The sequence below is a fragment of the Lysinibacillus parviboronicapiens genome (genome assembly GCF_003049575.1).
GTDB classification, from domain to species: Bacteria; Bacillota; Bacilli; order Bacillales_A; family Planococcaceae; genus Lysinibacillus; species Lysinibacillus parviboronicapiens.
Genome location: NZ_PYWI01000004.1, coordinates 1 through 13,394, shown reverse-complemented (window position 1 = coordinate 13,394; position 13,394 = coordinate 1). Strand labels below are relative to the sequence as shown.

At 37.4% G+C, this 13,394-nt stretch carries 13 protein-coding genes and 1 pseudogene; 10 read left to right on the top strand and 4 right to left on the bottom strand.

The annotated features are described in order from the left end of the window. Window positions 1-73: 73 nt before the first annotated feature. Both fumC and C9J35_RS05495 read right to left on the bottom strand, forming a co-directional pair. Entirely contained in the window at window positions 74-1,465 is a 1,392-nt protein-coding gene (gene fumC, locus C9J35_RS05500; RefSeq protein WP_054768498.1) for a class II fumarate hydratase, read from the bottom strand. Between the two features lie 472 nt (window positions 1,466-1,937). Beyond that, a complete protein-coding gene (locus tag C9J35_RS05495; RefSeq protein WP_107923722.1) occupies window positions 1,938-2,156 on the bottom strand; it encodes a hypothetical protein in 219 nt (72 codons plus the stop codon). 403 nt (window positions 2,157-2,559) lie between these two features. Here C9J35_RS05495 and C9J35_RS05490 point away from each other — a divergent pair, with 403 nt between their 5' ends. Both C9J35_RS05490 and C9J35_RS05485 read left to right on the top strand, forming a co-directional pair. Beyond that, window positions 2,560-2,769, top strand: a complete 210-nt coding sequence (locus C9J35_RS05490; protein ID WP_054768499.1) for a hypothetical protein — start codon at window positions 2,560-2,562, stop codon at window positions 2,767-2,769. A 358-nt stretch (window positions 2,770-3,127) separates the two neighbouring features. Then, complete coding sequence (locus C9J35_RS05485; RefSeq protein WP_054768507.1) at window positions 3,128-3,787, top strand: MBL fold metallo-hydrolase; 660 nt, start codon at window positions 3,128-3,130, stop codon at window positions 3,785-3,787. 218 nt (window positions 3,788-4,005) lie between these two features. Here the strand turns inward: C9J35_RS05485 and C9J35_RS05480 are convergent, their stop codons facing one another. Beyond that, on the bottom strand, window positions 4,006-4,827 hold the full coding sequence (locus C9J35_RS05480) for an SDR family oxidoreductase (RefSeq protein ID WP_107923721.1): 822 nt from the start codon (window positions 4,825-4,827) through the stop codon (window positions 4,006-4,008). A gap of 100 nt (window positions 4,828-4,927) precedes the next feature. On the opposite strand from C9J35_RS05480, the gene C9J35_RS05475 reads away from it, so the two are divergent. From C9J35_RS05475 to C9J35_RS05450, 6 genes are all read left to right on the top strand, one after another. Beyond that, the gene (locus C9J35_RS05475; RefSeq protein ID WP_107923720.1) at window positions 4,928-5,458 is read left to right on the top strand and encodes a TetR/AcrR family transcriptional regulator; all 531 of its coding nucleotides are present in this window, start codon (window positions 4,928-4,930) and stop codon (window positions 5,456-5,458) included. 73 nt (window positions 5,459-5,531) lie between these two features. After that, on the top strand, window positions 5,532-5,921 hold the full coding sequence (locus tag C9J35_RS05470; protein WP_438941199.1) for a YybH family protein: 390 nt from the start codon (window positions 5,532-5,534) through the stop codon (window positions 5,919-5,921). A 360-nt stretch (window positions 5,922-6,281) separates the two neighbouring features. Continuing rightward, on the top strand, window positions 6,282-6,545 hold the full coding sequence (locus tag C9J35_RS05465) for a hypothetical protein (RefSeq protein ID WP_054768504.1): 264 nt from the start codon (window positions 6,282-6,284) through the stop codon (window positions 6,543-6,545). Window positions 6,546-7,818: 1,273 nt separating this feature from the next. Continuing rightward, window positions 7,819-8,547 carry an AAA family ATPase gene (locus tag C9J35_RS05460; protein ID WP_107923719.1) on the top strand — a complete coding sequence of 243 codons (729 nt, stop codon included), beginning with the start codon at window positions 7,819-7,821 and terminating at the stop codon, window positions 8,545-8,547. Then, a complete protein-coding gene (locus tag C9J35_RS05455) occupies window positions 8,544-9,767 on the top strand; it encodes a GNAT family N-acetyltransferase (protein WP_107923718.1) in 1,224 nt (407 codons plus the stop codon). Before C9J35_RS05460 ends, C9J35_RS05455 begins: the two co-directional genes overlap by 4 nt. Before the next feature lie 130 nt (window positions 9,768-9,897). Further along, a complete protein-coding gene (locus C9J35_RS05450) occupies window positions 9,898-10,212 on the top strand; it encodes a TIGR04104 family putative zinc finger protein (RefSeq protein WP_054768505.1) in 315 nt (104 codons plus the stop codon). 531 nt (window positions 10,213-10,743) lie between these two features. Here the strand turns inward: C9J35_RS05450 and pdxR are convergent. Then, window positions 10,744-12,127: pseudogene (gene pdxR, locus C9J35_RS05445) on the bottom strand (MocR-like pyridoxine biosynthesis transcription factor PdxR). 111 nt (window positions 12,128-12,238) lie between these two features. On the opposite strand from pdxR, the gene C9J35_RS05440 reads away from it, so the two are divergent. Beyond that, a complete protein-coding gene (locus C9J35_RS05440; RefSeq protein ID WP_054768508.1) occupies window positions 12,239-12,682 on the top strand; it encodes a GNAT family N-acetyltransferase in 444 nt (147 codons plus the stop codon). A 27-nt stretch (window positions 12,683-12,709) separates the two neighbouring features. After that, window positions 12,710-13,153 carry a GNAT family N-acetyltransferase gene (locus tag C9J35_RS05435; RefSeq protein ID WP_107923864.1) on the top strand — a complete coding sequence of 148 codons (444 nt, stop codon included), beginning with the start codon at window positions 12,710-12,712 and terminating at the stop codon, window positions 13,151-13,153. Window positions 13,154-13,394: the final 241 nt, after the last annotated feature.

Below are 13,394 nucleotides of genomic sequence, written 5' to 3'. Positions count from 1 at the left end.
TTGAAGTACCACAATGTCAAAATTAAATAAACCCAGCAAAGAGAGGAAACTTGGCTGGGTTTTTTTGGTGGAATTATTTTGCGTTTGGATAAATCATTGTAACTGGATCAACATATTCATCGAATTGTTCCTCAGTTAGTAAGCCTGTAGCAATAGCTGCTTCTTTTAATGTTGTGCCTTCGTTATGGGCTTTCTTCGCAATTTTTGCTGCATTTTCATAACCGATATATGGATTTAATGCTGTAACCAACATTAATGAGTTTTGCAGGTTATGGTCAAGAACCTCTTTATTTGGCTCGATGCCAACTGCACAGTGATCATTGAATGATTTCATGGTATCAGCTAGTAGTCGAGTGGATTGTAAGAAGTTATAAATGATGACTGGTTTAAAGACATTTAGCTCAAAGTTTCCTTGTGAAGCGGCAAAGGCGATGGTTGCATCATTCCCAACAACTTGTGTTACAACCATTGTCATGGCTTCACTCTGTGTTGGGTTCACTTTACCTGGCATGATGGATGAGCCGGGTTCATTTTCTGGAATTGTGATTTCACCAATACCAGAACGAGGACCGCTGGCTAACCAACGAACGTCATTGGCAATTTTCATTAAGTCTGCAGCAAGTGCTTTTAATGCACCATGTGCGACAACAGCCTCATCATGGCTTGTTAGTGCATGGAATTTATTAGCCGCTGATGTGAAACTTTTTCCAGTTAACGCACTAATTTCTGCTGCTACACGGTCACCGAATTCAGGGTGTGCATTAATACCCGTACCAACTGCAGTACCACCAATAGCGAGTTCTTTCATATACTCAACATTGTGTTTAATCATACGCTCAGATTTTTCTAACATTGCCGACCAACCGCTTATTTCTTGCCCTAGAGTCAGTGGGGTCGCATCTTGTAGATGGGTACGGCCAATTTTAATAATATCTTTAAAGTTTGCAGCTTTGTCATCAAATGTCGCTTTCAGTAAACGAAGGCGGGGCAGTAAGTAATCTTCTACTTTCAACACAGCGGCAATATGCAAGGCTGTTGGGAACGTATCGTTTGAGCTTTGTGATTTGTTAACATCATCGTTTGGATGAATGCGATCAGCTTGACCTGCATCCTGTAAAATCTGGTTCGCACGGTGCGCAATGACTTCGTTGACATTCATATTTGATTGTGTACCACTGCCTGTTTGCCACACGACAAGCGGGAATTGATCGTCCCATTGACCGTTTAACACTTCGTCAGCCGCCTGCACAATCGCATGCGCTTTGATATCTGAAAGCTTACCAAGCTTGTTATTGGCAATAGCTGCACTTTTCTTTAAAATAGCCATGGCTTGCACGAGCTCAATCGGCATGTGTTCAGTACCGATTTGGAAGTTCTCTTTACTGCGCTGTGTTTGTGCGCCCCAAATTTTATCTGCCGGTACTTTAACTTCACCCATAGTATCTCTTTCAATACGAAAATCCATTAATAACAGCTCCTTCAAGTTATGTAAGTTTATAAATTTAAAAACGGATATTCTTAGTCTGATGTAAGAATATCCGTTTGATACATGCTTATTCAAAAAAGAGGGGGATTCTGAATTAAGCATTTGGAGAAAAGAAATAATCTATTGATAATGATAATTGTTATCAATTAAAAAGTCAATCACTTTGGTTGAAGATTTACAAATTAATTGAGAATAGTTTGCAATCGCTGATAAACTCGAATGCTAGATGAACGTCTAAGCTGTTTTGCCACATAAATTATCCGTACAAGACAATGTATTATGACTTGCTTTAGTTTATGTAATACCCCACATTGGAACGCTGCAAACTAAATACATTAGGATTAAGCATGTAAATTATCAAAGCGCTATCATTTCATTTAATGATGAAATGATAGCTTTGGCATGTAGTTTGAATGGGAATTCTAGTGATTTAAAGTGGAAAGGGAAGTAGTTATCTTTTTTTCTTACCCAAATCTTTGGTTAATGGTTGTTTTTTTGTAATTTTTTCAAACATCACATGTACACGATATTTGTGATCATCCATTTTAATAATCTCGACAACTTTTGCTTTACGACCTTTAATGTGGATTTGCTCATCAATAGCGGGAATACGCACTAACAATTGATTTAAAACGGCAATCTTATTTTCATAATAATGTACAACATTCATTTTTTACGGTCTCCTTATTGCTTATTTTAGTCAATTTATGAGGAGTACCTTGGATGTAGAACATTTGAAGTAAGTTCATTTAGCGTCAGTACATCGTTTTACGGTTCATCAGTTTTAACCAGGAAAAAAGTTAGCAACCAATGAGATTTAATAAATCCGGGTAGAAGGAGGGTTTGGGAACTCTATCCGTCAGTTCGAGCATTCTATCCGCCGCATTGTCTACTCTATCCGTCATTCACGTTGGGCTGGGCATCAATGTGAGCTCTTTTTATCCGCCATGTGTTTAATTGTGTGCTAGCGCATGTTATAATAAAGCGCTTAAGATAATTAAGACTTTTAATTATAAATGAACGGATGCCAAGAATAGCCTCCGCAAAGTGATAATATATGGAGGTGTAAAACAATGAATAAACAATGGTCGATTGATAAAATTAAAGAATTTGTTGAGAACAATTCAGAAAGTAAGTTGCTAACGACGGAATATCACGGTTATTCTCAGAAATTACTATTTAAATGTGCATGTGGCAGCAACTTTGAAAAAACATTTACGAAATTTAAAAATAAAAACCAACGTAAATGTGACGTCTGCCAACCGCCAAAAGCGTCACGCTAAATGCATAACTTATAAACAAGTGCCGATTTCTATTAATGGGAAATTGGCATTTTTTTATGTGTTGTTCAACGTTGAACAAATTCAGTTATTAGTTTATTTATTAATTCGTGAACTGGATTTATTTCGTTCAGTAATCAGACTATATTAATGAAAATTAGCAGGAACTTGTGACGAGGAAGTTGAAGTAAAAATTATGGGTAATTCACTTATCTTGTAGGCTCTGGTGAACATGAATATGTATTAAAACTACGTAATAACAATATTAAACGATCAAAATTCGCTTCATTCTTTACTTCTTGTGTAAGTCAATCCCATTGTTAGACATCAATAAAATCTAATTTTGAAGGAGACCACAGTGATGGAAATTTCTAAAGGCGTAGAAATGCTCCAACTTGATTTTCATGGCAATGTTATTCATCCTATTCTTTTAAGGGATCAAGAAATGACTGTTTTAATTGACACTGGCTTCCCTGGACAAATTGAAGAATTATGTGCGGCAATGGCTCAGGTAGGAGTGTCGTTCGATGAACTAAAAGTGATCATTTTGACACATCAGGATATCGATCATATAGGGAATCTACCTGAACTATTACAGGCGGGTGGTAGTAACATTAAAGTGTATGCTCACGATTTGGATAAGCCTTATATTCAAGGGGATTTATCTCTATTGAAAGATGGGCACATAGAGAACCCTCCGAAGGGCACAGTGGACGCTTCTTTGGAAGACGGCCAAGAATTACCTTATTGCGGTGGAATTCGTATCATCCATACGCCAGGGCATACGCCGGGCCATATCAGCCTTTATTTGAAACAAAGTAAAACACTCATTGCCGGCGATTCGATGTACAGTGTAGACGGAATAATTGCTGGAATTCATGTCCCGACAGTCCTCAATATAAATGAGGCTCAACTCTCATTGAAGAAATACCTAGAACTCGACATTGAATCTGTGGTTTGTTACCACGGAGGATTAACTAAGGGAAATATTAAAGAGCAGATTCAAATAGTCATTTCTTAATTAATAGTTAACAAATTAATTAACGGAATATTCTGTTAGTGTAGAGCGAATTAAAAAACTTAGAGTATAATATTACCTTTTACACTTAAGCAATTCTTGCTAAGAAGTCTTCTACAATAGTCCATTATCAAACAAGTGCTTTCGTCGAGTCATTGGAAAGAGTTGGTTCATCATGTAAGTGAACCAACTCTACTACAGGAGTTGTTAAAAAGTGTAGGTTACGATTGGAATGCTTGCAGTCGATTTAAGTTTGCAATAGTCCCACCATCTACACGTAAGTCTATGCCTGTAATATAGGATGCTGCATCGCTAAGGAGGAATGCCACAGCTGATGCAATTTCACAAGCTTCACCTTCACGGCGTAAAGGCGTGTTATCCAGCATTGTTTTCATTTCCTTTTGTTGGGAAGCTTCTTGACGCCCCATAGGTGTATTAATTGTACCAGGAGAGATTGAGGTGATTCGAGCTCCTTTTTCGCCCCATGTCCAAGCTTGGTCTTCAACAATTAAAAGTACACCTAATTTTGATAAGCTATATGCTGCATCAGCGTTACCTTGCGTAAATTGCTCCATTCTGTCGATAACGTTTTCAGCTAAAGGTTGTTTTAAAACTTCACTATATGGGCCTACACGGGGTGCCATATGACCACTCATTGATGAGATACATACTACAGCAGTACCTTGTGTGGCAAAGGGGAGGAACGCATCTAGGACAATTCCCGTACCAACTAAGTTTACTGCTGTTATACGTTTAGAATCAGCCATTGTTGGTGATAAACCTGCGGTGTGAACTAAACCTTTAAGTGACCCTAGTTCTGAAGCTTTTTTTGCTAATGCAGCAACGTTTTCTTTTGAAGTTATCTCAACTGTTTGATAATAAACATCCGTAATTCCTTTAGCGGCTAACTCCTTTTTTGTTTGAATTAAACGCTCTTCAGAAATATCTGCTAATAGTACCGTTCCTTTTTTACCAACTAATTCAGCAATTGCTTTCCCCATACCACCAGAACCACCTGTAATCACATAAACGTGTTTTGCCATATTTCATTCCTCCTAAACTTGTGATAACTATATTGTAAACGGTATGCATATTGACACTAACGAGACATTTTCAGCCGAAATGTCCAAAGGAGTGACTTAATTGAAAACTTCAAAAGAAACAATCATCGAAGTGCTTTTGAAGTTATTACACGAGAAAAGCTTTGAAGAATTGAAAGTAAAAGAAATTGTGCAAAAAGCAAAAATTTCGCGATCGACTTTTTATTTACATTTTGCAGACAAATATGAGCTAATGGAGGAAGTGAGAAGAGAATTAAATGACCGTTTTTTATCGTTTTACCAACAAAGACAGCTCCAGTGGGAAAAGCCAATCCCTCTACATTTATGTGAGCATATTATTAAATATCGCTCTTTTTATGAAGTGGAGTTTGAAGATTCAAATGCTATGCGTAAGTTATCCAACAAACTGACCGTTCATTTGATGCAAGTATTTGGCGACCAGGATTACGCAATATTTGCAAGTTATGGCACTAACGGTTATTTAAGTTTTTGGGTAAAAGATGGTTTCACGATTAGCCCAGCTGAAGCAGCGGAGAAGTTATTAAAGATAGGATTAACGAATTGGTCAAAAGAGCTGGATTTTGGCAACTTTTTTACGAATAACAAGTATTAAAAACAGCGTTACTATTCAACGTTGTTGGTGAACCCTTACTTAAGGCGCTAAGCATGCCAACTAGGAGGAATCTATGGTGGAGCATGAAATAAAAGTGGTCATTCATAAGTGTGATCTTGCCATAAAGCAAGAGGATTTTGATACATTGATGACTTACTATACTGATGATGCAATACTAGTTGTAAAGCCAACGAAGATTGCACGGAGCAAGGTAGAAATTAAAAATGCATTTATTGCAATTGCAAAATACTTCAATCACAGTATTGTACCAACTCAGGGGGAAATGCTTATTTTAGAAGCTGGAGATACTGCGTTAGTAATTTCTCAAACATTCCTTGAGGCAGAAAAAGAGGAAAATGACTATGCTATGGATAGAAAGGCAACATATGCATTTAAGAGAAATTCACACGGTACATGGCTTTGTGCCATTGACAACTCATATGGTACAGAGTTAATCAAATAACTAGAAAGTAAAGGTTTAAGCGTCTTGTAGCTATACGGTCATAGGGCGTTACTATTTAAAGGATTAGCGCGCTTGGATTGGACTTACCTATCAACGGGACAAGCCAGGTTAGTGAGATTAATAGGTGACTTTTAATAGGAAGTTAACGCGTAGAGACTGTTCAAAAAAGACTGTAATTTTTGTGATACTTTTTAAATATAGCTACGTTTTTAGGTCGGCATCAATTAAAAAAAGCTAAGTACATTTTTTATTGTTTCAATGCAGAAAGAATATAGTATATACTTTTATAGTCCTATATTTTCATATTTGTAGATAAAGTAGGAATTTAAAATTAATAGAAAGTTTTATTGGAGGTTTATTATGAATTACAAAATCATTAACAAACAAGTATTTGAACAGGCACAGTTGCGTTCGGTTTCAGACGTACCATTCACTGAAGAAGAACTTCAAAGCGGTATGAAGCTAGCTGTCTCTAAGGCGGATGAGACGCTAACTTTGTATTTAGTGGATGTAGACGGTCAAAAGAAATTTGAAGTACGTTGGGATGATTCATCTGAAATTTTCAACGGCTGGTATTCTGCTTGGGATAATTTTTGTTGGTGCCTAAATATAGTGAATAATTAAACATGAGCCATAATAAAATCAACTAAAAACAAATATCTATTTTGTTTTCAGTTGATTTTATTTGTTTCCGACGAATACAATGTTGCTACGGAGCAATGATTCAACTAGCGAAGCCAGACAATGAGGGATACAACATGTCTATCATGTTAGTGGATAAAGCGAAGAGAATTCTAGTAGGAATTGAAGTTGATTTAGAATAGCATTGCCACATGGTTAACAATCTCATTCACTTATATTGTCGTAATTTTGACATGGATGTGGAGTTTATCAAATTAATCGCTAAGGCTTATTTGAAATATCCTTGTACTGATAATATTAAAAGTGAAAGAGTTGATTCTACGCATCTGCAGAGTCAGCTCTGTTTTTTAGCGAGGATGACAAGATGACCTATATTGCTTGATGGAAGGAATCTCTACTTACTAACGGTGATACAAAACTATGTTAGCTAAAAGGTTTGGTCAGTCATAATTGTAAAGACTGTCTATTTTTCTTGTTTTACACGTAACAATAACAGAGCGAACTGGGGCAAGGAATGTTGTGTTGGTTGTGAAATGGAATCTATCTGTCGTTTTTCTAGCATTAATGAGCTGTTATTTTCCGCTTAAAATTGCGGCGTTGCGGATTGTAAGCTTTTCGATATGGCAATTAGTATGTTTTTTGAGTTGCTTGTCGTAGTTATTGCCAAGAAATAGAGGCCAAGATCATGGTTGAAGAGATGGTAATTGGTGCATTATTTGCATGAATAATTGGCATGTGTATGGTTTGTAGCGAGAACTTCGCGATAAAAATGGAATTGTTATTTACAGTATATGAGTGCTAGTTGTAAGTGGTGGTGCGGAATGGAGGCAGTAATTTACATAAGGCAGTCAAAAAAAGTGAAGCCACAGGGATGGCATCTATGATTTGGGTGCATTGTTATCACAGCATAATTTTATGATTGATTTTCGCATGCTATATTTTGTTTTCGAATTATTTCTCGGGAAATATAGGATGTATAATGGCTGTAATATCGGTATTCTACGTGCTTTTAAAGGTTTTTGGCGATTAGGTATTCGGTATCGCTCTAAAATTACAAAGATGATGATTTTATGCGTTGTCCTAATATTCTAACTTTTTTGCCTGGATGCTTGTTGCCAATCCGATCTAGACGCATATGTCACCTATTGGCAGTAGCCTGTTCTATATTTTCAGTGCAATTTCGTTTGTTTTGGAGAAAAGGAAGGTTTCAGAGAGCGCGCGAGCGTTATAATAGGATTAAGGGGAGTGAAACTGGATGTATTTGAAATCATGTAAAGTATTAAAAGATGAGATGTGTGGGAAACATGGTTATCCGTTTAATATAGCGAGTTTGCAGGATCTCCAAGAGCTAGAGTTTCCAACCAATGTGACGTTCTTTGTTGGGGAAAATGGTTCCGGCAAATCGACTTTACTGGAAGCTATAGCGGATCGTTGCGATTTTAATACAGCTGGTGGCGGACGACAGAATATGTATGAAGTACATAAGGCAGAATCTGCACTTGGGGAATATATTCGTTTATCTTGGTGGCCAAAAGTGTCAAACGGTTTTTTTCTAAGAGCAGAGACGTTTTATCAATTTGCAAGTCACATTGACTTGTTAGAACATCCGAATAAGTATGCGGCATATGGTGGCAAGTCTTTACACCATCAATCCCATGGCGAGTCGTTTTTATCGCTGTTTATGAACCGCTTCAAAGATAAGTCGATTTATTTACTCGATGAGCCGGAAGCTGCATTATCACCAACACGACAGTTAAGTCTACTTAAAATTATGAAGGATTTAGAGCAGGAAGCACAATTTATTATTGCTACACATTCACCGATTTTATTAGGTTATCCAAATGCAACCATATATAGTTTTGATGATGGAGGAATTGAATCGATTCGCTATGAAGACACCATTCATTATGTTGTAACGAAGCGATTTTTAAATGCCCCCGAAACAATTTTTGCTGAGTTATTTGATGAGGAGAGGGAATCATGAATCAACGTAAGGGCTTAGTCATGAGAGAAATTCGTCTAGATGAAATGGCACAGTCGATTGATTTACTTAATTATGTGTTTCAAATGTCAATGTCTATCCATAAGGATCGTCGTTTTGTAAATGCGAAAAGTAAGCAGTTTAATGTGGGGCATGCCATTGGTTGGTTTGATGGCACTCAATTAGTGTCACAAATATTAAATCTACCATTTCAAGTAAATATTCATGGCAAGCTTTATGAAATGGGCGGAATTACGGCCGTAGGTACGTATCCGGAGTATTCGGGGCATGGTTTAATGGAAAGTCTCATTATGGAATGCCTACAACAAATGCGCAATGAACAACGATATGTATCCTATTTATTTCCATATTCTATACCGTATTATCGCAAAAAGGGTTGGGAAATTATGAGTGATATTGTGGAATTTCAAGTCAAGGATACGCAGCTACCACATTATCCAGGTTTAAACGGTAAAATACGTCGTGTTGACCCAAAACATGAGGATGTCGTAACGATTTATGCCCGCTATGCGAAAAAAACACATGGTGTAATGGTACGTAATAGTATTGCTTGGAATGAGAAATTCCAAGAGGATTTCTGGGAGGAAAAATTCATTGATAGTGATGTCAAACTACAGGCAGCAGTCTATTACGATGAAGACGATAATCCCCAAGGGTATTTGTTTTACCGCATCATGGAAGAAAATTATTATATCGATGAAATCGTTTATTTGCAGGAAGAGGCGCGGAAAGGTTTATGGAATTTCGTATCTGCTCATAGCTCGATGGTTTACAATGTGTATGGCAAAACAACGGGGAACGAAGCCGTAGCTTTTTTACTAGAGGATAGCGAGATTATTCAAAAAGTATCACCGTACTTTATGGCACGTATTGTGGATGTGAAGGAGTTTTTACTACGATATCCATTTATAGGTAATAACTTTCAGCTGCGCTTAGCCGTAAGTGATCGCATTGTCGCTTGGAACAATGGTACGTTTATTGTAACCGTACAGGATGGCGAAGTATTGGTCGAAAAGCTGAGTGAACTATTATCCGAAAATGCAGTGCAGCTAACGGTGCAAACCCTTGCGACGATGTTACTGGGATATAAACGACCATACTATTTAGAGAAGATCGAACGTTTACATGGCAACGCGCTTGATATTGCATTGTTAGAGGCTGTGCTACCTATTGGGATTCCAACGTTTATCGATTACTTTTAAGAGATGGCTCATAATAGAAGGAATTTGCACGACGATATTTTTGTGTAGATTCCTTTTTTTAATTGCCATAAAATAAGTGTTTCAGTGCTCTTACTTGTGGCATAATTAGTGAATGGAGGGGATTTATAGTATGCCAAAATGTATTGAATGTAAGGAAAAGTGGACTTGGAAGCAGTCGATGCGTTCGATTGTAACGTTTTCGCGCTTTATTGGATGCCCATATTGCGGGAAAAAGCAGATGCTGACATCCATGACACGTATTTCAATTTTACTGTTGGTGTTTGTGCCGTATATTACAATGCCATATGTTATTGATGACGAAGTGAAAGGTTCGGCAGTAGCAATAGGGGTGGCTATGTATTTATTGTCTTTACTCATCATGATGCCGTTTTTAATGGATGTGCGAGAAGTACCGAAGCATTTACAAAAATACGCACAAAAATAATACATATTCAGGCTTTCACCATCTTCTGTGTGAAGGCTTTTCTTATACGATCACTTCAACCGAAACGTTTATGTCTATATGCAAATCTTCGCGCCAGATGTAAAAAAGTGATAGAACCACATTTATTTGAGGAAGCTTTACATTATTTTGAGAAGTATTATTCATCGCTTCCGACTCTTGATGGCCCTAGTTTTATGCCTAGAGATTTTCGAACAGCCAAGATTTTAGGGATTTTTTAGGATTTGAAAACCGCATGGTAGGCGATATTGATTTGAAAGTGTTCGAATTGGTGCTACCAAAATGGATTTCACAAAATTAAATCAGGCTTTTTTTAGTCAATATTCTGGTACAAAGAAGGCTTATAAACAAGGATATTCCTCAATCCGTCTCCTTACGGCGTTAACTTACATCCTATCAATTTTCACATGCTTTTACTTCTATTGGCTGGTCTCAACAAAGAGGTAGCTAGGAACATAACCAAACCGTTTACATAATGTCTTGGATAACCGGTCCATATCGCTTCGCCTGCGATTAGTTGGTACACCAAGCCTTTTTTAAAAGCTGCATCCCAAGTTGAATCTCATCCAACTTTAAATTACTAAAACCCAATTGTATAATCGGTTCATGACTTGGTTGTTGTAGAAAGTATGGGCTAGTAGGATATACTTTTACGCCATACTCCAAGGCAGACTGAATAAGTTGCTGTTCTGTATGATGTGTATGAAACTTTATCAATACATAAAGTCCAGAATGCTCTCCTACGATTGTAATGTGGTCACCGAATTGCTTTTTTAGAGTTTCTACCAAAAAGCTCATTTTGTGTTTATAAATGAGGCGCATTCTTTTGATATGACGTGTCCATTCACCTTTTTCCATAAATGACGCCATTGTTAATTGGTGAAGGGACGAAGCATTCTGTTCAAAATGAGCAAAATAACGCTTATAACGACCAATAAGCGATTTCGGCAACACCATATAGCTTAAGCGAATGCCTGGTAAAAAGGATTTTGAAAATGTCCCCACATAAATGACGTGTGATTTGTCAAGAGAAGCGAGGGCAGGAAACGGCTGTTGTGCATAACGAAATTCGCTATCGTAATCATCCTCGATAATAAAGCCATCTACCTCTTTTGCCCAATGGATTAACGCTTGTCGTTGTTGAATCGACATAGATACACCATAGGGGAAATGATGGGAGGGTGTGACATAGATTAAGCGAGATTGTAAGTGAGCTAATTGCTGAAGCTGTGTGCCGTTTTCATTAACGGCCAATGGCTCCATGGTGAAATTGTGAAGTTGAAAGGCTTCTACTTGCCCCGATATACCCTGGATTCTCCACAATAATGCTATCAAAATCCTCTTTTAGTAGAAAACCAAGATACACGAGTAGTTGCTGTGTACTGCTACCAATGATTATGTCTTCCTCGTTAATTTTTACCCCACGTGCTTGTAGTAAGTAATGCACCAACTGTTCTTTTAAGCGTTGTTCACCAAAAGAATCTCCATAAACATAACTGTCCTTTAGCTGTAATATTTGATTAGCCATTTGTCGCCATGTTTTCAAAGGGAAATATTGTTGATCGACAGAGCCTGCCCGAAAATCTACGATGCTAGCTTGTCGCACTTTTTGTGCTGGTTGATAGGGCATCATTTCTTCCTGCGAAAAGATCATTTCGAGGGTATTTACAAAATAGCCTTTTCGTCCTTCGCCACGGATATAGCCCTCAGCAACTAGCTGTTCATAAGCAGTTAATGTGGTGTTGCGACTGACTTGAAGAGTATCGGCAAGTTTTCGAATAGAAGGTAGACAATCATTGGACTTCAAATTTCCCTGCTCAATTAACGTCTTGATCTGCTGATAAATTTGTTTATATTTCGCTTCCCCAGTGGTAAATAGGAAGATAAAATCTTTCATTAAAACTCCTCCTTGACATGTTAAAAAGATTGAAATTGTTTCTTTTTATATGTCAGAATCTTCACTATTATAGTACAGGAATAACAGATGAAAGGAAATGAGGAAATGTTAATGAAAATTTGTCTATTAACACCGGAAACAATTAAAGAAGCTGTGCCATTATTTAGTGCATATCGGCATTTTTACGGACAGCAAACAAACGATGAGGCGTCCGAGCAATTTTTAACAGATCGCTATACAAAAAGGGAATCTATCTTATTTTTAGCTTATATGGATGAGCAAGCAGTTGGCTTTGTACAGCTATACCCTACATTTTCATCAGTTGCGATGAAAAAAGCTTATATTTTAAATGATTTATATGTGGCCGAACATGCACGAAAGCTAGGTGTAGCACAGAGTTTAATCGAGCGGTGTTATGATTATTGTGAAGACAATGATGCGCGCTATATCGCTCTAGAAACAGCAACGAGCAACGTACAGGCACAAAAATTGTATGACAAGCTTGGGATGAAAATAGATAACGAGGTGTTTCATTACACCAAGTATTGGCAATGACAGAGATAGGGAATGATGGTGAATGTGATGGCACAAAAGATTCAAGTATTAACCACTTATGAGGAATGGATTCAAGCGTTTCCTATCATGAATCAACTACGAACAGAACTAACACTTGAAAGTTACCTTCTATTACTCGAGGATATGCGAAAAGATGGTTATACATTGTATGCCCTCTACGACAACAAGCAAATCGTTGCACTAGCAGGTATAAGTTGGCGGGTAAATTTTTATAGCGAACGTCATATTTTTGTTTATGATTTAGTAACCGATGCAGCCTATCGTTCATGTGGCTACGGTGAAAAATTATTACGCGCTATTCATCAGTGGGGCAAAGAAAATGGAGCTCATTATATTGCCTTAGAATCTGGCGTCAACAGAAACGATGCACATCGGTTTTATGAAGAAAGACTAGGGTATGAAAAATGGTGCTACTCTTTTCGAAAATCTTTGTTAACAGATAAAAACTAAACTAAATCGAAAATGAAAAATGTACGCGACTAGATGAAAGCTAGTCGCTTCAGACTGTAGACAAAAGCCATCGAGAAGTTCACTCTCGATGGCTTTTGTCATTTTTCTTTCTCTTTCATTTTTAATATTTGGTAAATTACTGCCGTATCCAACATACTCTTCGAGCATAGATGCTCTCTTAAGCTGTCTGCCACGTCCAAGTAGCCAGTTTCTTTAAATTCATGGCAGCAAAAGTAAGCAT

Bases quoted from the DNA above. Each gene is read 5' to 3' on its own strand.
- C9J35_RS05450 (WP_054768505.1), top strand. From the start codon at position 9,898: ATGCCAAAATGTATTGAATGTAAGGAAAAGTGGACTTGGAAGCAGTCG.
- fumC (WP_054768498.1), bottom strand. From the start codon at position 1,465: ATGGATTTTCGTATTGAAAGAGATACTATGGGTGAAGTTAAAGTACCG.
- C9J35_RS05435 (WP_107923864.1), top strand. From the start codon at position 12,710: ATGGCACAAAAGATTCAAGTATTAACCACTTATGAGGAATGGATTCAA.
- C9J35_RS05470 (WP_438941199.1), top strand. From the start codon at position 5,532: ATGGTGGAGCATGAAATAAAAGTGGTCATTCATAAGTGTGATCTTGCC.
- C9J35_RS05465 (WP_054768504.1), top strand. From the start codon at position 6,282: ATGAATTACAAAATCATTAACAAACAAGTATTTGAACAGGCACAGTTG.
- C9J35_RS05490 (WP_054768499.1), top strand. From the start codon at position 2,560: ATGAATAAACAATGGTCGATTGATAAAATTAAAGAATTTGTTGAGAAC.
- C9J35_RS05480 (WP_107923721.1), bottom strand. From the start codon at position 4,827: ATGGCAAAACACGTTTATGTGATTACAGGTGGTTCTGGTGGTATGGGG.
- C9J35_RS05485 (WP_054768507.1), top strand. From the start codon at position 3,128: ATGGAAATTTCTAAAGGCGTAGAAATGCTCCAACTTGATTTTCATGGC.
- C9J35_RS05495 (WP_107923722.1), bottom strand. From the start codon at position 2,156: ATGAATGTTGTACATTATTATGAAAATAAGATTGCCGTTTTAAATCAA.
- C9J35_RS05455 (WP_107923718.1), top strand. From the start codon at position 8,544: ATGAATCAACGTAAGGGCTTAGTCATGAGAGAAATTCGTCTAGATGAA.
- C9J35_RS05440 (WP_054768508.1), top strand. From the start codon at position 12,239: ATGAAAATTTGTCTATTAACACCGGAAACAATTAAAGAAGCTGTGCCA.
- C9J35_RS05460 (WP_107923719.1), top strand. From the start codon at position 7,819: ATGTATTTGAAATCATGTAAAGTATTAAAAGATGAGATGTGTGGGAAA.